Here is a 23,052-nt window from a genome sequence, read left to right as displayed (position 1 = left end):
CAGCCCGAATGGGGGGGCGTACCAGGCGATAGCGGGATGGCGGGGTGGGGCCACCCCCACCGCGCCCCGGGGGGGGAGCCCGGCCGTGAGGAGCGATATTCAGCCAAATTGCCGTGGCGCTCTCGTTGGTCTTGCGGACGACCTGTAAGGACTCAACTTCCGTCTCTCGCGCCTCCCGACACGACAGTCCGGGAGGCGGCATTCGCCTCCCGGACCGTTCCGCCGCCCGCGGGGAATGAGGCGGCGGCGTCCCCCAGCCCACTGGATCCAGTACAGCGGGCCGACCCACGCAGGACCCATCGAAACGTCCCCGCCGTGACGGAGACAGAGCGCACACCCGGGCGCACAGCCACACACACCGGGAGCACACGTCACGCCCCGCACGCCCGTTCGTACAAGAATCTCGCCATCCGGGACACCACCTCTTAACGGTCGGGATGCGGCGAACTACGCTGGGTTTACGAATGCCCCGCGCTTATGCCGGGGCGGCCGTCGGTGCTGTCGAGGGGTGCGCATGTCCAGGGAGCCACGCGGGCCGAACGAAAAGCTCGGCACCGTTCTCGCCCTCGCTGGGATCAGCAATGCCGGGCTCGCGCGCAGAGTCAACGACCTCGGCTCCCAGCGTGGCCTGACGCTTCGCTACGACAAGACGTCCGTCGCGCGCTGGGTGTCCAAGGGCATGGTGCCCCAAGGCGCCGCGCCACACCTCATTGCGGCTGCGATCGGGAGCAAACTCGGCCGCCCCGTCCCCCTGCATGAAATCGGCCTGGCCGATGCCGATCCGGCCCCCGAGGTCGGGCTTGCCTTCCCGCGCGACATCGGCCAGGCCGTCCGCTCCGCGACCGAGCTCTACCGGCTGGATCTCGCGGGTCGGCGCGGCGGAGTCGGCATCTGGCAGAGCCTGGCCGGATCTTTCTCAGTAAGCGCGTACGCCACCCCGGCCTCGCGCTGGCTCATATCCCCCGCCGACAGTTCGGTGGCCCGCGAACCCAAGGACGCCGAGGACGGAACCACCGCCGCGAGCACCGCGGGCGCGGTGGCGCCGGACGCCATACCGCCGCAGCGCGTCGGCCACAGTGACGTCACCAAGCTGCGCGAGGCCGCCGAGGACGCGCGCCGCTGGGACTCCAAGTACGGCGGCGGCGACTGGCGTTCCTCCATGGTCCCCGAGTGCCTCCGGGTGGACGCGGCTCCCCTGCTCCTCGGCTCGTACAGCGACGAGGTCGGCCGCTCCCTCTTCGGCGCCACCGCCGAACTGACCCGGCTCGCCGGGTGGATGGCCTTCGACACCGGCCAACAGGAGGCCGCGCAGCGGTACTACATCCAGGCGCTGCGCCTGGCCCGCGCCGCGGCCGACGTCCCCCTGGGCGGCTATGTGCTGGCGTCGATGAGCCTCCAGGCCACCTATCGGGGCTTCGCCGACGAGGGCGTGGACCTGGCCCAGGCCGCCCTGGAGCGCAACCGCGGCCTGGCCACCGCACGCACCATGAGCTTCTTCCGGCTCGTGGAGGCGCGCGCCCAGGCCAAGTCCGGGGACGGGCCCGCCTGCGGGGCGGCCCTGAAGTCCTCCGAGGGCTGGCTGGAGCGCTCGCGGGCGGGCGACCCCGATCCGTCCTGGCTCGACTTCTACAGCCATGAGCGGTTCGCGGCCGACGCCGCCGAGTGCTATCGCGATCTCCGGTTGCCGCGCCAGGTGCGGCGCTTCACCGAGCAGGCGCTGGCCCGGCCGACGGAGGAGTTCGTACGGTCGCACGGGCTGCGGCTCGTGGTGTCCGCCGTCGCCGAACTGGAGTCCGGCAATCTGGACGCGGCCTGTGCGGCGGGCGCCCGTGCCGTGGAGGTCGCCAACCGGATCTCGTCCGCGCGCACCACGGAGTACGTGCGCGACCTGATGCGGCGCCTCGAGGCGTACCGCGACGAGCCGCGCGTCGCCGAGCTGCGCGAGCAGGCCCGGCCGCTGCTGGTGACCCCGGCGTGAGCGGCACGGGGTCGGGTGCGAGCGGCACGGGGTCGGGTGCGAGCGGCACGGGGTCGGGTGCGAGCGGCACGGGGTCGGGTGCGAGCGGCACGGGGTCGGGTGCGAGCGACCGCGATGAGTGGTGAACGGCCGGGGATGATCGGCGAGGCGAGAGTTGACCGGAGTGGGCGACCCGGAGGGAATTCACCCGGAATGGGCGACTCGGCATGAATCGATCCACATGACCGGTCGACCTAGCCCGGGCCCTAGTCCTCACATGGGTTTCAGGCCGTTGTCACTGGCGCAGGTCATGATAGGGATCGACGGTCGGGCGACTGAACGGTGTGGCGCGTGGGGAGGTGACATGGCGTGACGGCGTTGGACTGCGACGTGCTGGTGATCGGGGGCGGGATCGTCGGCATGTCGACGGCGTATGCGATCACGCGCGCGGCACCCGGCACCCGCGTGACCGTGCTCGAGAAGGAGGCGGGTCCGGCCCGCCACCAGACCGGGCGGAACAGCGGCGTGATCCACAGCGGTATCTACTACCGGCCGGGGTCGCTCAAGGCGCGGTTCGCGGTGCGCGGCGCCGCGGAGATGGTGAAGTTCTGCGCCGAGCACGGCATCGCGCACGAGGTCACCGGCAAGCTCATCGTCGCCACGGAGCGCTCCGAGCTGCCGAGGCTCCACGGCCTCGTCCAGCGCGGCAGGGAGAACGGCATTCCGGTGCGCGAGCTGGGCCCCGCCCAGATCGCGGAGTACGAGCCATGGGTGCGCGGCCTCGCCGCGATCCATGTCGGCACGACGGGCGTCTGCGACTTCGGCGCGGTGGCGGCCCGGCTGGCCAGGCTGGCCCAGGACGCGGGCACCTCGGTGCGGTACGGGGCGCAGGTGCGCACCATCGGCCGGCGCCCCTCCGCGGTCGCGGTGCGCACGGCGGACGGCACGGTGCTGCGCGCGCGGGCCCTGGTCAACTGTGCGGGGCTGCACTGCGACCGCGTCGCCCGGCTGGCGGGCGACGACCCGGGCATGCGGATCGTGCCCTTCCGCGGTGAGTACTACGAGCTGGTGCCCTCCCGCGCCTCGCTGGTGAACGGTCTGGTGTACCCGGTGCCCGACCCGACGTTCCCGTTCCTCGGCGTCCATCTGACCCGCGGCATCGACGGCGGCGTCCACATCGGACCCAACGCGGTGCCGGCCCTGGCCCGCGAGGGGTATGCCTGGCATACGGTGCGCCCGCAGGAGCTGGCCGGCACGCTGGCGTATCCGGGCTCCTGGCGGATCGCCCGCCGCCACTGGCGGTACGGGGCGGGTGAGCTGCGGCGTTCCCTGTCCAAGCGCGCCTTCACCGACGCCGTGCGCCGCCTGCTGCCGGATGTGACGGCCGACGACCTGATAGCGGCCCCGGCGGGCGTGCGCGCACAGGCGGTGCTGCCGGACGGCACGCTGGTGGACGACTTCCTCATCTCGCAGTCGCCCCGGATCGTCCATGTGCTCAACGCCCCGTCGCCCGCGGCCACGGCCTCCCTGCCGATCGGCCGCGAGGTCGCCCGCCGAGTGCTGGAGACCCTACGAACGGGGTGACGCGGCGGGCGGGGTGGCAGGGCGGGCGGGGTTGAGGGGGTAAGGGGCCGGGGCCCACCGCCGCCGTACGGCCGAGAACCGTCGCCGAGGTTCGGCCGAGAACCGTTGCCGAGGTACGGGCCGGGGCCCACCGCGACCGTACGGGCCGAGCCCCACCGCTACGGGCCAGGCCCCGCGGCCAAAGTACGGGTCGGGGCCCAGCCGCCACCGTAAGGGCCGAGCCCGCCCGCCACCGTACGACCGAGCCCAACCACCGAGGCACAGGCCGAACCCAGCCGCTCACCGTACGACCGAACCCAGCCACCAAGGCACAGGCCGAACCCAGCCGCCATGGCACAGGCAGGCCCCAGTCACCCACCCCACCCACCCCACCGGGTCGGCACGGCTGAGCCTCCCCGCCCCCGCCCCCGCCCCCGCCCCCGCCCGTAGAATCGAAGCACTGTGTCCGAGAAGCCCACCGCCCCCGATTCCCACATGGAGCGCGCTCTGCCCGCCCCCCGTGACCGCAGCGAGCCGATGTTCCCCGGCGGCCCCGTGGCCGACCCGGCGGGCTCGCACCACGAGCGCCGCATCCGCTCCTTCCGCCCCCGCCGCGGCCGGGTGACCCCGGGCCAGGGCGAGGCGCTGCGCCGCCTGTGGCCGCAGTGGGGCCTGGACATCGACGGGCTGAGCCGTATCGACCTCGGTGAGTTGTTCGCCACAGAGTCGGGCCCGCGCCCCGACCTCCCCGTCGTCCTGGAGATCGGCTTCGGCATGGGGGAGGCCACCGCGCAAATGGCCGCCGCCGACCCCGGCACAGGCATCCTCGCCGCCGACGTCCACACCCCCGGCCAGGGCAATCTGCTCGCGCTCGCGGAGCGGAACGGCCTGGACAACATCCGGGTGGCCAACGGTGACGCGATCATCCTGCTCCGCGAGATGCTGGCCCCCGGCTCGCTCTCCGGGCTGCGGGTCTTCTTCCCCGACCCCTGGCCCAAGAAGCGGCACCACAAGCGCCGCCTCATCCAGCCCGAGTTCATCGAGCTCGCCGCCACCCGGCTGAAGCCAGGTGCGCTGCTGCACTGCGCGACCGACTGGGAGCCGTACGCGGAGCAGATGCTGGAGGTCCTCTCCGCGAGCCCGGCCTTCGACAACTCCCTGGCCGACGGCGGCTACACCCCACGCCCGGATTTCCGGCCGCTCACCAAGTTCGAGGGCCAGGGGCTGGACAAGGGACACCTCGTCCATGACCTGATCTTCCGCCGCAACGACACATAACGCCCCCAAGGGGATGGGCATAACCCCTGAGTCCCCCTCCCCCTTTCGTTAGGGTCGGTTGAGTGCATCAGTCCCCGCCCCCGCAAGAGCCGCCCGAACCACGACCGGCCACGCCGCCGTACGAGGCGCCGCAAGGAGCGCGGCACGAGGCACCACACGGCGTGCCGCTCGGGACACCGCAGGACGCCCCGCAGGGGGACGTACCGTACGAAGCGGCACAGGCAGCGCCGCACGCCGACGCCCCGTACGGCACGTCCTACGGCTCTCCGTACGGTGACCAGCACCCGTGGTTCCACAACGGCGCCGCACCGGCGGGCTGGCCGCAACCGCCCCGCCAGCGGCTGTGGGGCCCGGGTGGCCGCCTCGCCCGCGTCTGGCACAACAAGGCGCTCCGGGCCACCGCGCTCACCGGTCTGCTCTCGCTCTCCGGCCTGATCATCCTGGCGCTGGTGCGCGAGCAGACGGGCACCAAGGGCTTCCTGGTGGGGCTCGGCCTCGCCGTCCTCCCCGTGCCGCTGATCATCGCGGTGTTCCGGTGGCTGGACCGCGTGGACCCCAAGCCCTGGCGAAACCTTTTGTTCGCCTTCGCCTGGGGGGCGTGCGCGGCGACGCTGGTCGCGCTGATAGCCAACGGCTTCGCCACCGAGTGGCTCATGACGACCGTGGACTCCTCGTCCCCGACCGGCCAGGCCGACGCCGACACCTGGGGCGCCACCTTCATCGCGCCATTCGTGGAGGAGAGCGCCAAGGCCGCCGCCGTCCTGTTGCTCTTCCTCTTCCGCCGCCGTGACTTCAACGGGCTGGTGGACGGGGTCGTCGTCGCCGGAATCACGGCCACCGGTTTCGCCTTCACCGAGAACATCCTCTATCTCGGCTCGGCCTTCGTCAGCGACCAGACGCTCGGCTACTCCGGCATCCGGTCGACCACGGCCGCGACCTTCTTCATCCGCGCCGTGATGTCCCCCTTCGCACACCCCCTCTTCACCTCGATGACGGGTGTGGGCTTCGGCCTAGCCGCCGCGGCGGCGCGACACCAACGCGTCCGCCGCGTCCTGATACCGGTCGCGATGCTGCTGACGGCGATGGTCCTGCACGGCGTCTGGAACGGCTCGGCGACCCTCGGCGGCTACGGCTTCCTCATCGTCTACGCCCTGTTCATGGTCCCGGTGTTCGGGCTGCTGACCTGGCTGACGCTCTGGTCCCGCACCAAGGAGCTGCGCGCGATACGGGAGCAGCTCACCGCCTACCAGGCGGCCGGCTGGCTCACCCCGCCCGAGCCCCTCGCGCTGTCCTCGATGCGCGCCCGCGGGATCGCCCGCGACCTCGCCCGCCGCACCCACGGCGCGGCGGCGGCCCGTACGGTCGGCGAGTACACCGCCTTCGCGACCTCGCTGGCCCTTCTGCGGCGGCGCGCGTACCGGGGTACGGCCGGGCCGGACTTCACCGCGCGCGAGAAGGAACTGCTGGACCGGCTGTGGGAACGGCGGGAGACGGCCCAGCCCGCCCTGGCCCACGCGGCGCTGTCGGTGCCGCTCCCCCGGCCGCGCCACGTACCCCGGCCGGCCCCGGGCACGATGCCCGCACCGTTCTGGCCCACGGGGCCGCACGGCGGCGGGTACGCGTACGGCTACGGAAGCGGTCAGGGCTACGGCTACGGCGGCCCCGCGTCCAGCCACGGCTACGGCGGCCCCGCGTCCAGCTACGGCGGCCCCGGGCCCGGCACCGGCTACGGCGGCCCCGGGTCGGGCTACGAGCCCGGCTACGGCTACGGCAACGACCCCGGTTCCGGCTCCGGCGCCCAAGCGCAGTACGGGCCCCACCCCACCTACGCACCGTGGGGCGCCCCTCCCCCGCACGGCCCGCAGCCACCGCGAACGCCGCAATCGCTGCAGACCCCGCAGCCACTGCAGACCCCACGGCCATCGCAGCCCCCGCAACCACCGCGGAGCCCGCAGCCGCCCGCGAATTCGGTGACGCCCCACCCCTCCCCCGTGCCCTACGGATCCGGTGGCCCCGGAAGTCGTCTGTAACCTCCCGCCCCTTTCGGACGTGTTCCTACATAGAAGCGGGGAGCACGCGGGGGCGCGGGGGATTCATGTCAGGACCATCACCTTCATCCACACCATCCGATTTCGACCAGTTCTACACGGTTACGGCGAAGCGGCTCGTGGCCGCGGTCTATGCGGCGACGGGCGATCTCGCCGAGGCCGAGGACGCGGTGCAGGAGGCGTATGCCCGGGCGTGGCAGCGTTGGGACTGGCTGACCGCCGAGGGTGATCCCACGCCGTGGGTGCGCACCGTCGCCCTGCGCCTCGCCGTCAGCTCCTGGCGCCGCGCCCGTAACCGCATGCGGGCCCACTTCCGCCATGGCCCGCCCCCCGATCTCCCCGATCTCGCCCCGGACCGGGTGGCGCTGGTCCATGCCCTGCGCGGGCTGAAGCCCGAGCAGCGTACGGCCGTGGTCCTGCACCACCTTCTCGATCTGCCCATTGAGCAGGTGGCCCGCGAGACGGGCGTCTCCCCCGGCGCCGTGCGCACCCGGCTGAGCCGTGCCCGCAAGGCCCTCGGCTCCCATCTCGCCGACCCCGAAGCCGAAGCCGAGGCACCAACACCCGCACCGTCCCCCCATCCGCCCGTCTGCCACCCCAAGGAGGTGCCCTCCCATGGCTGATCTGGACGAGCGCCTGCGCGATATCGCTCGCGATATCGAGCCCTCCATACGTCTGGCGGGCCCGGAAGCCGTGCGTGCGCGGGGCCATCGGCGCCGCGCACGGCAGCGCACCGCGATCGCCGCCGCGGCCCTCCTGGCGGTGGCCGCCGTGACCGCGGGCTCCTGGCGGCTGCTGCCGGGCGACGACTCCACCCGTACGCTCCCGGCGGCCCCGCCCGCCCCGCGAACGGACCGCGTCCCGGGGGCGCCGATCCCCGCGAGCGCCCTCCTTCGTCCCTCGGCGCTGCCGTTCGACGCGATGACGCGCTGGAAGACGGCCGACTCCGCCACCTCCACCGACAACGGCCGGGCACCGCTGCTCGACCTCTCCCCCAGCTGCCGCCTCGACGGTCCGCGTCCCCTCGCCCAGCGCACCCGCGACTACCAGGGCCGCAAGGCGGAGCAGGCGCGTCACACCATCAACGCCTATGCGAGCGACGGAGAGGCCGCGAAGGTCTTCGCCTCCCTCGAGGAAACGCTGAAAGAGCGATGCGCCCTCCCCAAGGCGCTGGGCACCACCTCGTCACCCAAGCTCGCGGCCGGCCAGCCGACCACCATGACCTACGGCTGGCACTCGTCCCGCGCACCGCATGACGCCCAGGTCGTCCTGATGCGCTCGGGCACCCGGGTCGGGGTCCTGCAGGCCGAGGGCATCGGCAGCCCGTCCGGCGACTACACCGACGGCCCCTCCGCCTACTGCGTATCGGTCTCGCTGTGGCGCCTCGATCCCACCGCCACCGCCTCCCCCGGTCCGTACCGGGCCAACCCCGAGGAGGTGAAGAGGCGTTGCTGACCCACTCCTCCCCTCCCACCACCCCTCACGACTCCCGCAAGAGGTCCTCTGTGCTCTCCGTACGTTCCCTGCGCACCCTCGTGGTGCCCGCCATCGCCGTCGCCCTGCTCGCCGGATGCCAGTCGGCGTCAAAATCCGCCTCGGTGGACCCGGCCGACGCCAAGCCCGCCCGGATCACCATCACCCCGGGCAGCGACTCGGCGGCGATAGCCCCCGACGCCCCGGTCAAGGTGACCGCCTCCCACGGCACCCTCACCAAGGTCCGCATCGCCCCCGACGGTGCCGGTTCCCAGGCCGTCACGGTGACCGGCGCCCTCTCCCACTCCAAGACCAGTTGGCGTTCCAACCGCACCATGACCCCGGGCACGACCTACACCGTCGAGGCCACGGCCACCAACGCCACCGGCAAGACCGCCGTCCATCACTCCACCTTCCGCACCCGCGCCGCCCAGCAGGTCAACGGCGTCACCGTCACGCCGTCCAAGGGCTCCACCGTCGGCGTGGGCCAGCCGGTCTCGCTGGCCTTCGACCACCCGGTGCCGAACAAGGCAGCGGTGGAGCGCAGCCTCTCCATCTCCACCAGCCCGAAGGTCGAGGGCTCCTGGGGCTGGGTCAAGGACCCCCTCACCGGCATCGAACGCGTCGACTGGCGCCCCAAGGCCTACTGGCACAAGGGCACCAAGGTCACCCTCCGAGCCCGCCTCAGCGGCGTGAACACCGGCGACTCCCGCTACCTCCGCCGCGATGTCTCGACCACCTTCACCATCGGCACGCCCCGGATCTCCAAGGTCGACATCAAGAACCACACGATGACCGTCTACGAGGACGGCCAGAAGCAGGAGACCATCCCGATATCCGCCGGCCAGCCCTCCTACCCCACCTGGAACGGCACCATGGTCGTCCTCGACAAGGCCCCCATGGTCAACATGACCAGCGAGTCCGTCGGCATAGCCGACCCCTACAACAAGGACGTCCCCTGGGCCGTCCACCTCACCACCTCGGGCACCTACGCCCACGCCGCCCCCTGGAACGAGGGCCTCGGCTACTTCGGCCAGACCAACATGAGCCACGGCTGCGTCGGCATGTCCCTCGCCGACGGCAAGTGGTTCTACAACCGCGCCACCCGAGGCGACATCGTCGAAATCACCGGCTCCACCCGCGCCACGGTCTCCACCGGCAACGGCTTCGGCGACTGGAACCTCCCCTACCCCTCCTGGCAAAAGCTCAGCGCCCTGCGCTGAGTCTGCTCAACGATGCGGGCACCCGCGCCACCAGGGCGTGGGTGCCCGCAAGCACGCAGAGCGAAGGATCGTTACTGCTCGTCAACCATTCCCCAAGCGACAGCCATAGGCGACCCCGCCCACCCGTCCACTGTCTTCCAGACGGACGCAATGCCTCGCTTCTCGAGATAGGGGGCATACGCCTTGATGTCCTCGGTAAAGAGCGCCAGGAGGAACGGCTCGCCCTTCCCCTGCTCCTCGTACAAGAAGTGGCTGTACTCATAGAGCTGCCCCAGTGCCTCACGCACTGCCTTGGTGGGGTTTCCCCGCTTCACGGTCTTGGCTTCCACCATCCACTCCACACCGTCCCGCCGCAGCACAATGTCCTTGGGGTGCATCTTCTTTGTGATCGGCACGAAGCCACGTTCCTCGATGTACTCGCCGAACAAACTAACCAGCACCTCGTGGCTACGGGACTTCTTGATCTTCCGCTGACGGATAAGGACGTAGTAGTCGCTGCCGTCCTTCGGGCGGAAGCCGTCCAGCCCTGCGTGTTCTTCTTCCTCACCCTCTACACGCTTGGTGACCGGTAGCCCGTTGGAGGTCATCTCGTCCCTGAGGTTCCGCTCCACGGCAGCCGCGTGTTGCAGCACTTCGGCCATGTGCCAGAGATCCTCACGCAAGCTGATCTCCGTGGGCATGGCAGCGGTGTCGTAAGTTCGCGCTGCCACGCTCCCCGCCTCATAAGAGCGTGCTCTCAGCACGTCGCACTTAAAGTCCGGCTGGGCACCCCAGCCCGCCACCAGGTCCTTGGCTAGTCCGCCTCGCAGTTGCTTGGCCCTGCTCCGCAGATACCTGCGGCGCTTCTCACCCTCACCCAACTTCGCTTGCAGCGACGTCACCCCCTGTTGGAGCGTCAGCGTCACCGTGCTGAGGTCAGCCGCGAAAATGTAGGCCAGGTAGAGACCCTTCTTTGGATCGCGGGTGATGTCGGGGTCGTACACGCCGATCCACGGAGTCCGGCTGGCACCACCACTCCCACCATTGCCCTCAGCATCAAAGCCCGCCGGTAGAAGGTGTCTCCACTCCTCCCCCGCCCTGCGAAGAAGATCCTGCGCATGGACGCCCGACGACGTTCCCTTGCCCTCGTCGTAGGTCCGGGCGAGTTCAAGGAGTAGATGACGTATGTCCATGCTCAAAACTATGCACGAACAGACCGACAAGGACTCGACCTCGATCACGTCCGATCATCCCTGAGCAGCGTGACCGGCCACCCCATCTGGGTTGACCCACCTGAGGACTGTCAGGGGCCGCTGATACAACATCAGGGAGAGATTCGAGACGAGGAGGCGCTGCGATGGCCGATCACCTTGCGGACCAGGCGACGCCAGTGCCTGGGCTGTATGAGCGGCTGATCACCTCTCGGATTGAGGAGCAGCTCAACGCCCTGGATGCCCGTGGGTGGAAGACCATCCGGCAGAAGGTGGGCGAGCTCTCCTCGCCTCATGTGCTCGCCCGTCACATCGGCGAGACCATCCGCCAGATCTTCATCTCCCTCACGACCGAAGAGCAGGTCGTTGCGGCGAATCACATCCTCGAGTCGATCGGCACCCTCGACGGGGCCAAGCAATGGGTAGACCTTGTCGCGGACGGGCCCCATCAGCTGACGGCCATTGCCGAGCAGGAAGCGCCGGGCGTGTACGGCATTCGTCCGGCCACGCCGCTGTCCGAGACGGCGCTCATCACCAACGCGCCCGAGGATCCGAACCTCGGGTTCGAGCTGCGGGCCGAGCTGGCGACGGCCGACCGTGTCGATCTGCTCTGTGCGTTTGTGAAGTGGCATGGTCTGCGCGTCCTGGAAGAGTCGCTCAAGGCGGCTCGCGATCGCGGAGTGCCGATCCGCGTCATCACGACCACCTACATCGGAGCTACGGAGCGACGCGCGCTGGACCGCCTCGTGACGGAGTTCAACGCCGAGGTCAAGGTCAACTACGAGTCGCGGTCCACGCGCCTCCATGCAAAGGCATGGCTGTTTCGACGTCACAGCGGCTATGACACCGCCTATGTGGGGAGTTCCAACCTCTCCAAGACAGCGCTTCTCGACGGCTTGGAGTGGAACGTCCGGCTGTCATCCGTAGCGACGCCGCCGGTGTTGCGGAAGTTCGAGGCGACCTTCGACTCGTACTGGGCTGAGCCCGCCTTTGAGACCTACGATCCCGGGCGCGATGCCACCCGGTTAGACGAGGCCCTCACGCTGGCCAGCGGTAAGCAGAAGAGCGATACCCACGCCATCAGCCTGTCCGGCCTTGAAGTACGCCCGTACCCCCATCAGCAAGACATGCTCGAACGACTCCGTATCGAGCGTGACATCCACAGCCGGCACCGGAACTTGCTCGTCGCAGCGACTGGGACCGGCAAGACGGTCATGGCGGCCCTCGACTACAAGGCGCTCAAGCGCGCCCATCAAGGGCGGCCCCTCAGCCTCCTCTTCGTGGCCCATCGCCAGGAGATCCTCAAACAATCGCTGCGCACCTACCAGGAGGTACTCGACGATGCGAACTTCGGCGAGTTGCTCGTCGGAGGAGAGGCGCCGAAGGACTGGACGCATGTCTTCGCCAGCGTTCAGTCCCTCAACGCCCGAGCCCTCGAAGAGTTCGCTCCCGATCACTTCGATGTGGTGGTCATCGATGAATTCCACCATGGCGTTTCGCCCACTTATCGGCGCATCATCGACCACTTCAATCCCCTTGAGCTTCTTGGTCTGACCGCCACACCTGAGCGGATGGACGGCAGGAACGTCCAGGATGAATTCTTCGAGGGCCACATTGCGGCCGAGATGCGGCTATGGGAAGCGCTGGAGAACGATCTTCTCAGTCCGTTCCACTACTTTGGCATCGCGGATAACACCGATCTCGAAGGCGTCACCTGGAAGCAAGGCTCCTACGTCACCAGTGAGCTCAGTCAGCTCTACACCGGCAACCACGCTCGAGCGCGGCTCATCGTCAAGGCCGTCCAGGAGAAGGTCACTGACCCAGGGACCATGCGAGCACTGGGCTTCTGCGTCACTGTGGCACACGCCCACTTCATGGCTGACTTCTTCCGTCGGGCGGGTGTCAATGCCAAGGCCCTCGACGGTTCCACTCCTGCCGCTGAACGCGCCCAGGCCCTAAGAGACCTCCGTGACGGCACGGTACAGATTCTCTTCTCCGTCGACCTGTTCAACGAGGGGCTGGACGTCCCGGATGTGGACACCCTTCTCTTGCTCCGCCCCACCTCCAGCGCCACGGTCTTCCTCCAGCAGCTTGGCCGAGGGCTTCGGCGTACGCCGGATAAGCCGGTCCTCACCGTGCTCGACTTCATCGGCCAACATCGTAAGGAGTTCCGATTCGAGGAGCAGTTCCGTGCGCTGACGAACTTCACCCGTCACCGGCTGACCGAGCATATGGAGCGAGATTTTCCACAGCTCCCTTCTGGCTGTCAGATCATCCTGGACCGCAAGTCCAAGGAGCGGATCCTGGACAACATCAGGAGCCAGATCAATGTCAACGTACGGCAGTTGGCGCAGGAGGTTGCTGCGTACGCCGAGCCGCGACTCGACGCCTACCTTCGTGAGAGCCGCCGCGAGCTCAAGGAGCTCTACCGGGCCAACAACTCATGGACGGGTCTCTTGAGGCGAGCCAATCTCCTCACCGGCGAGCCGCCCGAAGGGGAGGCCGCCCTTCTCAAGCGCGTCTCCGCATTTCTCCATGTCAGTGACCCACAGCGGGTGAATGCCTACCGTCGGATGCTGGCCGATAACGCCCCCGAGTATGACTCGCTCGACGCATCAGGGCAGGCGTACGCACGGATGCTCTTCTTCTCCTTGTGGCCCCTAGGCGGTGGATTCAGCAACTATGCCGATGGCTTCGAGTCGTTGCACCAGCAGAGCGCCTTTCGAAGCGAACTGAGCCAGGTTCTGGCGTACAACCTGGAGCACACCGACCACTACCCCATCCCGCTCCTGGGCGAGCACAGTGGACTACCACTGGCCATCCACGCCTCGTACAGTCGAGAGGAGATCCTGCCCGCCCTCGGGCAAGCAGAGGTAGGCGGCTTCGTGCCAGGGAATTTCCGCGAAGGCGTGAAGTGGTGCGAAGGGATCCAGACGGACGCGCTCCTCATCACGCTCGAGAAGGATGATAAGGACTTCTCACCGCAGACCCGGTACAAAGACTTCGCGATGAGCCCAGACCACTTCCACTGGGAATCACAGAACCAAACGTCTGCTTCCTCCCCCACGGGGCAGCGCTACCAGCACCACAGGGAACGGGGATCCCATGTGCTGCTCTTCGTACGACGCTACAAGAAGACGGACATCGGGGGGCCTCAGCCCTGGATGCTGCTCGGTCCCGCCGATTACGAATCCCACGAGGGCAGCAAGCCCATGGGCATTGTCTGGCGACTCCAGCATGAGCTGCCCGCCGATGTCTGGACCTACTCGGCCATTGCAGCGGGGTAGCGTTCGTGGGTCAGCCGAGATACGGATGGTCGCGGTGGACCAGGAAGTGACGAAGCCGGAGCTGTTGTGTGTGGTGCATGGGGAGCTCGCCAAGTTCCTCCGGCGAGACGAACCGCAGTTCCGTGGACTCGTCAGAGATCGCCAGTTGGCCGCCTACGATGCGGGCGGTGAAGCAGACGTTGAACTGTCGGCGGACCTCGCCGTCGGTGTAGGCGATGACGTGACGCGGGTCGGTGTACGTGCCGACGAGTCCCGTGATCTCCACGTCGAGTCCGGTCTCTTCCTTGACCTCACGGACAGCCGTGCCCGGTAGAGAGTCGGTCATCTCCATGCCACCACCGGGCAGTGCCCAAAGATCATTGTCTCGGCGGCGCTGGAGCAGGATGCGGCCGCTCTCGTCGGTGACGACAGCGGATGCGGCGACAACCAAGCTGTTCGGCTCGGGGGCGTCCGGATCGTCGTAGTACTCGGTCCGTGCCACGGGGTCACACTCCCTGTACCGGCATCGCCGTCGCCCATACGGCGTCGAAGCTCTGGGCGTAGGTATCGAACATGCCGCCCTCGCCGTGTCGGCGCAGGTGCCAGACGGGAGCCCCATACGCGTTCACGCCCCAGACGTGGGCGTTGACCATGACTTGGTCATCTGCACGAAAGAGCGAGTTGTAGAGGGTTGTTCCGTGAGTCCGCACCTCGACGCCCGGGGTGCCGATGAGGGGGCGATAGTGCAGGAGAGCGAGCCGACAGCGGGATTCGATGCCGTGGCCGAACTTCTCCTCCTGGCCCCGCTGCTGGACGTTGGGGCTGTCAGCGTCCCCGACCGCGACACGTACGGCGCAGCCTTGGGCGGCTCGTTCCCGCAGAAGGTCATTGAGGCGGGGGTACGCCTCGTGCAGGAAGACGGCGGCATATACGAGCACGTCAATCCGTTCGCGGGCCTGGGTCAGCATCTCCACGAAGGTGGACACGGGGATGTCCGCACGCTGATCGTAGAGCGCCACAAGCTCGGGGCTGACCGCGCGGGCGGGGCGCGCTTGGCGGAGCGCTGGCCATAGGGCGTGCACGTCTTCTCCTAACGTTTCCGCTGCCAGGATGGCCGTGCTGCGTCGCGGCGTACGGTTGAGGTTGACCCATCTTTCAACGGATTTGGGGTCTACTTCGACCTTTTCCGCGAGGGCGGCGTATGTCCAGCCTCCGGACGCCATGACGACACGTAGCCTCTCGTTCGGCACCTGAGTCTCTCCCCACATGTCGGGACGGCACTAGGGACGTTTTACCCGACGCAGGACGTCCCGCAGTGGGGTTTAAGGGAGGTTCCTACGTCCTGATCACAGCGCGATGATCGCGAAAAGACTCCCGCGACCGTTGCAGGCGGCCCGGGAGCGTGGTCAACGCTGTGAAGGAGCGTCAACGTGCAGGAGAATATCGGCCGACCTGTGGAATGGCTGTTGCGGCTGGTGGTGCCCGCATCGGCCCGTCATCGCACCGTTGGGGCCCGGCCTGCCATGGCGTGTGCGGATACACCGACGGTCCGCCCGGCACGTGTATCTGTGGTGGCGGTGGCGCTGTGAGCGTACGTCCCCGTCTGCTGCCGTGGCCCGGTCCCGCAGGGCAGCGGTGTTATCTGGTCTCCGATGCGGACAGCACGGGCTACCTGTCGAAGCTGGCTGACGAAATGGAAGCGGTTCAGCTCCAGATGGGCACTGAACTCATCGGCCACGCCCGCCTGATGCTCAGCGACCGGAAAGCGGACGCTCGAGAGCTCCGCTACCTCGCGAACCGCCTGATCGAAGCGCTGCAAGACGCTCTCCGGATCTCGGAGAGTCGCGGCGGGCGTATCTCGGCGCCCGACGAGGCCGAGAGCGACGGAGCGGCTCGCACGGATGAGGGGGCGCAATGAGTGAGGTGCCAGGAGGCTGGCAGGTCGGTCCGGCCCCGGGGCGCGGTCTGCGCCCTGCAAAGGGCGGCCTGCTTGAGCTGCCGCTTCACGTGCTCCGGCCCGGTCGCACGTCTTTGGCGTCGCTGGTGCTGACGGTGGTGGAAGCGGAGCAGTTGCACGCCGCCTTGTGTTACGCACTCGGCGACGAGCCTGCACCCGAAGACGCGCCGGAGTGCCGTCAGCCGGTCCGTTATCCAGGTGGCCGACAGAAGTACTGAGGCCGCGCGGCGGAATCCCACTCGGGTCGTCCGTGTCCGTTTGGGGCTTGCGAGTCCGTTCGGAGCGCCTGCTGCGTAGGGTCGGGGCCAGGAGATCCTTGGAGTGGGAGGTATGGGGATGGCTGGAGTGCCGACGGGGGTTGTGGCTGCGGGTGGGTTGGTTGGGGGGTATGGCGTGGCTCGGTGGACCAAGCGGCGGCCCTTGGGTGGGGTTGCCCTGGCCGCTGCGGGGGCGGTGGCCGCTCGGGGGTGGCGGGAGAAGGCGGGGAACGGGACCGCCGCCGCGCTCAGTGCGGCATACGTCGCCGCATTCGCCGGGTCGCATCCGCTGGCGAAGAAGATCGGGGCCTGGCCGTCCGTCTTCGCCGTCGCCGGTGGCGTTGCCCTCGCGTCCTGGGCCCTCGCCGATCGGCGGTAGAGGAGCGTAGGGGTCCTCGGGTCTGTGGGCGACTTCGGCGGGCGGGGCTTGTTGCCCGCCCGCCGTCTTGCCGGCCGCTGGACGGTCCGCCGCCCCCGTCCCGTCGCCTTCCGCTCAGTCCTTACGGGCCCGTCCCGCCGTCTTTCGCTCAGTCCTTATGGAGCCCGTCCCGCCCCGTCTTCCCGTCAGTCCGACGCCGACGTCAGCAGGTCCAGTTCCGGCTGGGTCAGCTTGAGGTCGACCGAGGCCAGGAGGGCGGGGAGCTGGTCGGTGGAGCTGGCGCTGGCCAGGGGGGCCACGACTGTGGGCTGGGCGAGGAGCCAGGCCAGGGCGACCGTGGCGGGCTCGGTGCGGTGGTTGGCGGCTACGTCGTCCAGGGCGGCGAGGACCTTCTGGCCGCGCTCGGTCTCCAGGTGCTTGGCGGCGCCCGTGGAGCGGGGGCTGTCGACGGCCGTACCCGGGCGGTACTTGCCGGTGAGGAAGCCGGACGCCAGGGAGTAGTACGGGATCGTCGCCAGGTCGTGGCGGGCGGCGACCTCGGACAGCTCGCCCTCGAAGGTGTCGCGCGAGACCAGGTTGTAGTGCGGCTGGAGGGCGACGTAGCGGGCCAGGTTCTCCCGGGTGGAGAAGGTCAGCTGGGCGTCCAGGCGGTCCGCGCCGATGTTGGACGCGGCGATCTCGCGGACCTTGCCCTCCCTGACCAGCTCGTCCAGGGTGGTGATGATCTCCTCCACCGGCACCGACGGATCGTCGTAGTGGGTGTAGTAGAGGTCGATGTAGTCGGTGCGCAGCCGCTGGAGGGATTCCTCGACGCCCGATTTGATGGCGGACGAGGTCAGGCCGCGTGGCTCCGGGGAGCCGGCGCCCACCTTGGTGGCGAGGACGATGTCGGAGCGGTTGCGGCGGGAGGCGAACCAGTTGCCGAGGATGGTCTCGGACTCGCCGCCCTCGTTGCCCGGTACCCAGACGGAGTAGACGTCGGCGGTGTCGATGAAGTTGCCGCCGGCCGCCACATAGGCGTCGAGCACCCGGAAGGACTCGGCCTCGTTCGCGGTCCAGCCGAAGACGTTCCCGCCGAGAGAGAGCGGGAATACGGACAGATCACCGATCTTCTGTGTGTTGTCAGCCATACGTTTTTACAACGGCTGGCTGGGCGGGGTTGTTCCGGCCTGTCGTTCCCGTGTGTTGTTCCCGCGTGCGTTCCTGAGGGCCGGCCCCCGGCGGCCCTCGTCGGGACGTAAACCGGCGGCCCTGGCGTCAAGGGGGGAGAGAGCGCCAGGGCCGCCGGGGTATCAGGGGTTCAGCCCGTGCTGGCGCAGCCAGGGCATCGGGTCGATCGGCGAGCCGCCGCCCGGCCGGACCTCGAGGTGGAGGTGCGGGCCGGTCACATTGCCGGTGGCGCCGACGCGGGCGACGACGTCGCCCGTCGACACCTTGCCGGAGGTGACGACCATCGACGACAGGTGGCAGTACCAGATCTCGGTGCCGTCGCTCAGGGTCAGCACGATGCGGTAGCCGTACGACCCGGCCCAGCCCGCCTGGGTGATGGTGCCGCCGTGCAGCGCCTTGACCGGGGTGCCGGTCGGGGCGGCGAAGTCCTGGCCGGTGTGGTCGGCCGACCATATGTCGCCCGCCTGGCCGAAGCTGGCGGTCAGGGTGTACGAGCCGACGGGGAGGGTGTACGCGGCGGCGAGTTTGGCCTGGCGCTCGGCCGCGGCCTTCTTCTCGGCCGCCTCCTTCGCCCGCTGCTCGGCGGCTCTCTTCTCCGCCGCTGCCTTGGCCTTCCGCTTGGCGGCCGCCTCCGCGGCCTGGTCGGCGGCCTTGCCCGCGGCGGCCCTGGCGTCCTTGGCCGCCGCCTGCGCCGCGGCGGTGCGACTGTCCTCGTCCGCCGCGTTCTGCTGGTTCTCGGCCTGCTGGAGGATGCGGGCGCGGAGCGCCTCGCCCGCGTCGGTGGTGCCGCGCTGCTCGTCCTCGCTGGTCAGACCGGCCTGGGAGAGCGGGGCGGCGGCGGTCTGCGCGCCGCTGCTGTCGTCCGACGCCCAGGAGCCGATGCCCGGCAGGTCCTTGGCGGCGGGCAGGCTGGCCTTGACCTCATCGGCGACATGGCCGAGGTCCGGCATGGATATGGGGAGCGCGGGACGGTCCTTGGCGCTGGCCATACCGCCCGCACCGACCGCCGCGATCACGCCGACCCCGAGGACGGCGCCGCTGCGCGCCATGGTTCCGCCGCGCTGTTTGGCCACGCGGTGCCGGCCGCGTACGGGAGCGATGGACTCCTCGGTGGGGTTCCACTCCTCCCAGGTCTCGGCCTCGAATCCGGCACCCGGGCCCTCGGAGGCGCCCTCATCCGCAAAGCGGTCGTCGGGGCCGAACGCGTAAGGGTCGTCGGGGCCGAACGCGTAGGGGTCGTCGGGGGCGAATCGGCCGTCCCCTGAGCTCATCCCGCCGCCGGCATCGAAGCCGGGGCCGTAGGCGGTGGCGGTCCCCAAACCGCCTCCCCGTGTGCGATACGGGGCTTCGTCCAGGACAGACCTGTTGGACGCCACGGAGGCGCACTCCTTTCCTTCCTTCTCGCCTACCGGGTTAGCTGACGGGTTCGGAGCAGGAAGGTCTCCTACGGGTCAGGTTCGACCCGATTCACCCCAAGGTTGTTGGTTCCCCGGTTCCCTTGGTGCTGCGGTACTGCCTCTGTGCGTATGGGATTCGGCGACGGCGCACGGTGCCGCCCTTGCGACGGTTGTGACGACCGCGCTGCGTTATCGAACGTTAATAGAGAGCGCGATGTGATTCCAAGCTGTTCCGAGGAATCCGCGCACCTTTGGCATGAACTTAGCACTCAAGAACGGACAGATGGGGGCGAGTCGACGCACGGGGCAAGAGTTGGCAAAACAGCGCACGGATCGATCGTGCGTCAATTGTTATGCAGAGGGGGCTCGGTCGGTTACGCACGGTGTGCGGTGCGCATACCTACGGCGGGGTGGGGTTCGCCCCGTCGTACGCCCCGTCGTTCCCCCCACCGTTGTCCCGTCCGCTGTCCCGCCCGTTGTCCCGTCCGCTGTCCCGCCCGTTGCCGCGGGCCGGGGTCCGACGGACCGCCAGCAGCGCCATGTCGTCCGGCGTCCCGCCACCTGTATGGCGCTCGACATCGGCCACCAAGGCGTCCAGCAGCTCCTGCGGACCGGCGAAGCGGCGGCCGCGCAGCCGCTCCTCCGGGTCATAGAACTCGCCATGGCGGTCCCGGGCCTCCGTCACCCCGTCCGTGAACAGCAGCAGCGTCTCGCCCTCCGCGAACGCCAGCTCCATCACCCGGTCCGGCCAACCCGCCAACTCCCCCATCCCCAGCGGCAGCGCCGGCACCTCCGGCTCCAAGGCGCGCACCGCGCCGCCCTCCTCCAGGAGCAGCGGCGCCGGATGGCCGCGGTTGATCAGCCGCAGGGTGGAGTCGCCGCGCGGAATTTCGGCCACTACGGCCGTCGTGAACCCCTCGACCACCTCCAGGTCGGCCCGCCGGGCGCCCTCGCGCCGCAGCGCCCGCTCCAGGCGGCCCACGAGCGCCTCCAGGGTCGTCTCCTGCTCCGCGGCCTCCCGGAAGCAGCCCAGGAGGATCGCCACGACCTCCACGGCCCCCAGCCCCTTGCCGCGTACGTCCCCGACGGTCAGCCGTACGCCGTGCGGGGTGTCCTGGACCGCGTACAGGTCACCGCCGATCGCCGCGTACTTCTCCGCCGGTACGTAACGCGCGGCGATCTCCAGCCCGGCGAGCCGGGCGGGCGGCGCGGGCAGGACGGCGCGCTGGGCCGCCTCCGCGACACCGCGCGCCGAGGCGAGCCGGTGGTGGCTGCGGCGTACGACGCGGTTGATCACCACGGCCAGCACGGTCACGGTCGCCACCGTGATGATCTCGGTGGCCGCCTGGGTCGGGTCCCTCACCCCGTGGAACTCCGCCAGCAGACAGGCGGTCAGGACGGCGACGACGGCCGTGACGATGGTCTGCCGCAACGGTAAGAGCGCCGCGGCGACCAAGGGGGCGGCGGCGAAGAAGGGGGAGGCGGTGTAGCCGGGCGGGGCGGCCAGGTCGAAGGCGATGCCGCCGAGGACGAGGACGGCGGGCAGCCAGCGGGCCATACGGCGGCCAGAGGCCTCCTTACCGCTCTCCTCGGCCGGAGCGGGCCCCGCGGCGGACCCGGCGGACGCGTCGGCGGCGGCACCGGCCGCGGCGCCGGTGTCGATGAGCGTACGGACGCGGGTGGTGGGGCGGCGGGCGAGCGGGCGGCTCAGCCGGGGCCAGGCCGTACGCCGCTCCGTACGGCCCTCCGTACGGGCGCCCGTACGAGCCCTGCTCCCTCGCACCCGCACCGGCTTCTCTCGCTTCCCTGGTCCGCGTCCCGCCGCCGTCACAGCGGCACGGCGTCACCGTCGTCACGGTGCCGCCGTCGTCACCAGGCTTCCGGCTGACGGGCCGCCAGGCGAGCCGGTGTCGGCCAAGCGGGTGCTCGGCGCCGTACGCGGGCGTCTCGCGCCCCCACGCATGCGGGAGGTGCGGGCGGCGCCAGGACCGCGACCGGCGGGGTGCGGAGGGGCCGCAGGCTGGCTCGGGCGGGCTACGGAAGCGTCAGATACCGCGTACGTCAGCGGTGGACGCCCAAACCGCGTGCGTCAGAGGTCGACGCCCAGCGCGCGGGCGTGGCGGTCGGCCGCGAGCTCCGCCGAGACCTCGTCGAGGTACACCTCGCATACCAGCCGGCCGTCCCGGGTCAGATTGTGCTCCAGCTCCCACAGCACGATCTCGTCCCCTCCAGTGAGGAGGAAGGCGTGCTCGTAGAAGCGGCACCAGGTCGCGTCGGGACCGCCGGAGCGGCGCCGGGGCTTGGGCGCGAGGGCGATGTCATGGGCGAACGCGGTGGCCAGCAGCCGCTCGGTCTCCTCGCCCGGACGGTCGGGGTTCTCCGCGCGGCGCAGGACGCGACGGGCGTGGTCGGCCGAATTGTCGGCCACATACGCACGGGAGGTCTCCACCGGCTCGGCCGTGTGCAGCAGCTGGTCCGGGAGCCACAGCGGTAACCCGTCGAGCTCCTCCCAGCGGGCGCCGCCGAGGCGCTCATGGACGCGGCGCTCGGCCAGCGCCAGGGCGTCCTCGTCCGCGTAGAGCTCGTACAGCGGGCGGCCGCCCTCGCCCGTGTTGTGCTCCAGTTCCCACAGCAGCAGGCTGCTGCCGTCGGGGAGCAGGAAGACATGCCGATAGGTGCTGTACCCGAGCTGGCCGCACCGCTCATTGCACTGCCGGCAGGACCGCAGCTCGGACTGGTGCATCAGGGCGCTCCGCGCCCGGGCCAGCACCGCCTCGTCGATCTCGAAGCCGTTCTGCGCACGGGCGAGCAGCCCGTCCATCAGCTCGGCAGGGGTCCCTTCCCCTCGTGAGTGCCCCATGTCTCTCCTCCCGCCTCCCGGCGTAGATTCGCCGCGCCCCCCGGGCGACCACTTCGCGCACTTAGCGTAGCGGCGTGAACACGCGCCGCGCTGCGGTTCGGCGAAGCTGTCGGTGTGACTGTGCCTCACTCACTCCTGCGTCGTAGAGCCTGGATGTATCACTCGTCCGACCGGTCGAACAAGTCCGTGGGCAGGGGGCAGGGTGACCCGGCCGTTCGACGTGGGGCCATCGGCGCTCCACTGCCCCGCCACCACACCGTCACCACACCGTCATCGCCCCGCCGTTGCCCGGCTGTTGCCCGGCCGTCGAGCGTCCGGAAGCGGGCCCCGCGTCTCCGCCTCGCCACCGCCCCACCGCGGCCCGGCAGCCGCCCTCCTCCGCTCCTCATAAAAGGGATTCAGATTCCGCTGGGCCAAATGGAGCTCGCATTGGTCCCCCTTAGCGGGATTCTCGGATAACACGCCCCGGAAGAGCCGCACTATGCCGGACGGGTGAAGCTGACTGGCGGCCCGAAGCCTTAACTGATGAGCTTCGTTGTGTCATGCGTCCGTGAATTCGCGGAGCAACCCAGACGGAGGATTTAAGTGAACATCGGCAAGAAGGCAGTTCTTCTGACCGCGGCCGCCGGCGCTCTGGTCATCGGTGGCGCGGGCGGTGCCCTGGCCCAGAACGACGACTATGTCTACCAGGGCAACCACTGTGACACGGCCACCGGTGCCACCAGCAACCTCGGCGGCGCCGCCGCCACCGGCGACATCAACCTCGGCTCGGACTGCGTCAACTTCACCAACAGCAGCGGTTCGGTCTACCAGGGCAACGACTGCGACACGTCCACCGGCATCACGCTGGTCACCGGCGCCGCCGCCCCGACGGGCGACACCAGCATCGGCTCCAAGTGCGCGAACATCGCCGTCGACGACACCCCCTGAGTCGCTGACCCTTTCATGGTGTTCCCGCCCGCGGTAACACCATGAGGCATCCCCCCGTTGGGAATCGGGGGGGGGGGGGGGGTGTTTTTGGGGGGGGGGGGGAT

The 23,052-nt window shown here is 69.7% G+C and carries 18 protein-coding genes and 1 riboswitch; of the genes, 11 read left to right on the top strand and 7 right to left on the bottom strand.

Features of this window, described 5'->3' with window-relative positions:
- Positions 1 to 514: 514 nt before the first annotated feature.
- From ACFXB5_RS31415 to ACFXB5_RS31385, 7 genes are all read left to right on the top strand, one after another.
- Positions 515 to 1,978, top strand: a complete 1,464-nt coding sequence (locus ACFXB5_RS31415; protein WP_385214074.1) for an MFS transporter — start codon at positions 515 to 517, stop codon at positions 1,976 to 1,978.
- A gap of 348 nt (positions 1,979 to 2,326) precedes the next feature.
- Positions 2,327 to 3,541 carry an L-2-hydroxyglutarate oxidase gene (gene lhgO, locus ACFXB5_RS31410; protein WP_385214071.1) on the top strand — a complete coding sequence of 405 codons (1,215 nt, stop codon included), beginning with the start codon at positions 2,327 to 2,329 and terminating at the stop codon, positions 3,539 to 3,541.
- Positions 3,542 to 4,015: 474 nt separating this feature from the next.
- Positions 4,016 to 4,798: a tRNA (guanosine(46)-N7)-methyltransferase TrmB gene (gene trmB, locus ACFXB5_RS31405; RefSeq protein WP_385214090.1), complete on the top strand. Its 783-nt coding sequence runs from the start codon at positions 4,016 to 4,018 to the stop codon at positions 4,796 to 4,798.
- 62 nt (positions 4,799 to 4,860) lie between these two features.
- Positions 4,861 to 6,828, top strand: coding sequence for a PrsW family intramembrane metalloprotease (locus ACFXB5_RS31400; RefSeq protein WP_385214068.1), 1,968 nt, complete (start codon positions 4,861 to 4,863; stop codon positions 6,826 to 6,828).
- A gap of 65 nt (positions 6,829 to 6,893) precedes the next feature.
- Positions 6,894 to 7,469: a SigE family RNA polymerase sigma factor gene (locus tag ACFXB5_RS31395; RefSeq protein ID WP_385214066.1), complete on the top strand. Its 576-nt coding sequence runs from the start codon at positions 6,894 to 6,896 to the stop codon at positions 7,467 to 7,469.
- Positions 7,462 to 8,301, top strand: a complete 840-nt coding sequence (locus ACFXB5_RS31390) for a hypothetical protein (RefSeq protein WP_385214063.1) — start codon at positions 7,462 to 7,464, stop codon at positions 8,299 to 8,301. The genes ACFXB5_RS31395 and ACFXB5_RS31390 overlap by 8 nt, the downstream gene beginning before the upstream one ends.
- Before the next feature lie 50 nt (positions 8,302 to 8,351).
- The gene (locus tag ACFXB5_RS31385) at positions 8,352 to 9,542 is read left to right on the top strand and encodes an Ig-like domain-containing protein (RefSeq protein WP_385214061.1); all 1,191 of its coding nucleotides are present in this window, start codon (positions 8,352 to 8,354) and stop codon (positions 9,540 to 9,542) included.
- Between the two features lie 71 nt (positions 9,543 to 9,613).
- On the opposite strand, the gene ACFXB5_RS31380 is transcribed toward ACFXB5_RS31385, so the two are convergent.
- The gene (locus tag ACFXB5_RS31380; protein ID WP_385214059.1) at positions 9,614 to 10,762 is read right to left on the bottom strand and encodes an MrcB family domain-containing protein; all 1,149 of its coding nucleotides are present in this window, start codon (positions 10,760 to 10,762) and stop codon (positions 9,614 to 9,616) included.
- A gap of 116 nt (positions 10,763 to 10,878) precedes the next feature.
- Here ACFXB5_RS31380 and ACFXB5_RS31375 point away from each other — a divergent pair, with 116 nt between their 5' ends.
- Positions 10,879 to 14,019: a DUF3427 domain-containing protein gene (locus tag ACFXB5_RS31375; RefSeq protein WP_385214056.1), complete on the top strand. Its 3,141-nt coding sequence runs from the start codon at positions 10,879 to 10,881 to the stop codon at positions 14,017 to 14,019.
- A gap of 10 nt (positions 14,020 to 14,029) precedes the next feature.
- On the opposite strand, the gene ACFXB5_RS31370 is transcribed toward ACFXB5_RS31375, so the two are convergent.
- Positions 14,030 to 14,500: an NUDIX domain-containing protein gene (locus ACFXB5_RS31370; protein ID WP_385214054.1), complete on the bottom strand. Its 471-nt coding sequence runs from the start codon at positions 14,498 to 14,500 to the stop codon at positions 14,030 to 14,032.
- 4 nt (positions 14,501 to 14,504) lie between these two features.
- Positions 14,505 to 15,221: a helix-turn-helix domain-containing protein gene (locus ACFXB5_RS31365; RefSeq protein ID WP_385214087.1), complete on the bottom strand. Its 717-nt coding sequence runs from the start codon at positions 15,219 to 15,221 to the stop codon at positions 14,505 to 14,507.
- A 362-nt stretch (positions 15,222 to 15,583) separates the two neighbouring features.
- On the opposite strand from ACFXB5_RS31365, the gene ACFXB5_RS31360 reads away from it, so the two are divergent.
- Complete coding sequence (locus tag ACFXB5_RS31360; RefSeq protein ID WP_385214051.1) at positions 15,584 to 15,916, top strand: hypothetical protein; 333 nt, start codon at positions 15,584 to 15,586, stop codon at positions 15,914 to 15,916.
- A gap of 375 nt (positions 15,917 to 16,291) precedes the next feature.
- Positions 16,292 to 16,591 carry a hypothetical protein gene (locus ACFXB5_RS31355; protein ID WP_286091178.1) on the top strand — a complete coding sequence of 100 codons (300 nt, stop codon included), beginning with the start codon at positions 16,292 to 16,294 and terminating at the stop codon, positions 16,589 to 16,591.
- Between the two features lie 185 nt (positions 16,592 to 16,776).
- On the opposite strand, the gene ACFXB5_RS31350 is transcribed toward ACFXB5_RS31355, so the two are convergent.
- The 4 genes from ACFXB5_RS31350 to ACFXB5_RS31335 all read right to left on the bottom strand — a co-directional run bounded on the left by ACFXB5_RS31350 (position 16,777) and on the right by ACFXB5_RS31335 (position 22,018).
- Entirely contained in the window at positions 16,777 to 17,721 is a 945-nt protein-coding gene (locus ACFXB5_RS31350) for an aldo/keto reductase (RefSeq protein WP_385214049.1), read from the bottom strand.
- A gap of 162 nt (positions 17,722 to 17,883) precedes the next feature.
- Positions 17,884 to 19,137: a M23 family metallopeptidase gene (locus ACFXB5_RS31345; RefSeq protein WP_385214046.1), complete on the bottom strand. Its 1,254-nt coding sequence runs from the start codon at positions 19,135 to 19,137 to the stop codon at positions 17,884 to 17,886.
- 11 nt (positions 19,138 to 19,148) lie between these two features.
- A riboswitch (cyclic di-AMP (ydaO/yuaA leader) is annotated at positions 19,149 to 19,310 on the bottom strand.
- Positions 19,311 to 19,558: 248 nt separating this feature from the next.
- Positions 19,559 to 20,947: a PP2C family protein-serine/threonine phosphatase gene (locus ACFXB5_RS31340; RefSeq protein ID WP_385214043.1), complete on the bottom strand. Its 1,389-nt coding sequence runs from the start codon at positions 20,945 to 20,947 to the stop codon at positions 19,559 to 19,561.
- Between the two features lie 300 nt (positions 20,948 to 21,247).
- A complete protein-coding gene (locus tag ACFXB5_RS31335; protein ID WP_385214041.1) occupies positions 21,248 to 22,018 on the bottom strand; it encodes a DUF6227 family protein in 771 nt (256 codons plus the stop codon).
- 585 nt (positions 22,019 to 22,603) lie between these two features.
- Between ACFXB5_RS31335 and ACFXB5_RS31330 the strand changes: the two genes are divergently transcribed.
- Positions 22,604 to 22,948, top strand: a complete 345-nt coding sequence (locus ACFXB5_RS31330) for a hypothetical protein (RefSeq protein ID WP_385214038.1) — start codon at positions 22,604 to 22,606, stop codon at positions 22,946 to 22,948.
- Positions 22,949 to 23,052: the final 104 nt, after the last annotated feature.

Origin of the sequence: Streptomyces sp. NPDC059455, from assembly GCF_042750115.1 — a bacterium.
Classification (GTDB): Bacteria; Actinomycetota; Actinomycetes; order Streptomycetales; family Streptomycetaceae; genus Streptomyces; species Streptomyces endocoffeicus.
The sequence above is the reverse complement of the archived record's forward strand: the minus strand, read 5'-3'. Positions and strand labels throughout refer to the sequence as shown.

Excerpts from the sequence above, each read along its gene's own strand:
- ACFXB5_RS31415 (WP_385214074.1), top strand. The coding sequence starts at position 515 with ATGTCCAGGGAGCCACGCGGGCCGAACGAAAAGCTCGGCACCGTTCTC.
- trmB (WP_385214090.1), top strand. The coding sequence starts at position 4,016 with ATGGAGCGCGCTCTGCCCGCCCCCCGTGACCGCAGCGAGCCGATGTTC.
- ACFXB5_RS31395 (WP_385214066.1), top strand. The coding sequence starts at position 6,894 with ATGTCAGGACCATCACCTTCATCCACACCATCCGATTTCGACCAGTTC.
- ACFXB5_RS31390 (WP_385214063.1), top strand. The coding sequence starts at position 7,462 with ATGGCTGATCTGGACGAGCGCCTGCGCGATATCGCTCGCGATATCGAG.
- ACFXB5_RS31375 (WP_385214056.1), top strand. The coding sequence starts at position 10,879 with ATGGCCGATCACCTTGCGGACCAGGCGACGCCAGTGCCTGGGCTGTAT.
- ACFXB5_RS31365 (WP_385214087.1), bottom strand. The coding sequence starts at position 15,221 with ATGGCGTCCGGAGGCTGGACATACGCCGCCCTCGCGGAAAAGGTCGAA.
- ACFXB5_RS31355 (WP_286091178.1), top strand. The coding sequence starts at position 16,292 with ATGGCTGGAGTGCCGACGGGGGTTGTGGCTGCGGGTGGGTTGGTTGGG.
- ACFXB5_RS31350 (WP_385214049.1), bottom strand. The coding sequence starts at position 17,721 with ATGGCTGACAACACACAGAAGATCGGTGATCTGTCCGTATTCCCGCTC.
- ACFXB5_RS31335 (WP_385214041.1), bottom strand. The coding sequence starts at position 22,018 with ATGGGGCACTCACGAGGGGAAGGGACCCCTGCCGAGCTGATGGACGGG.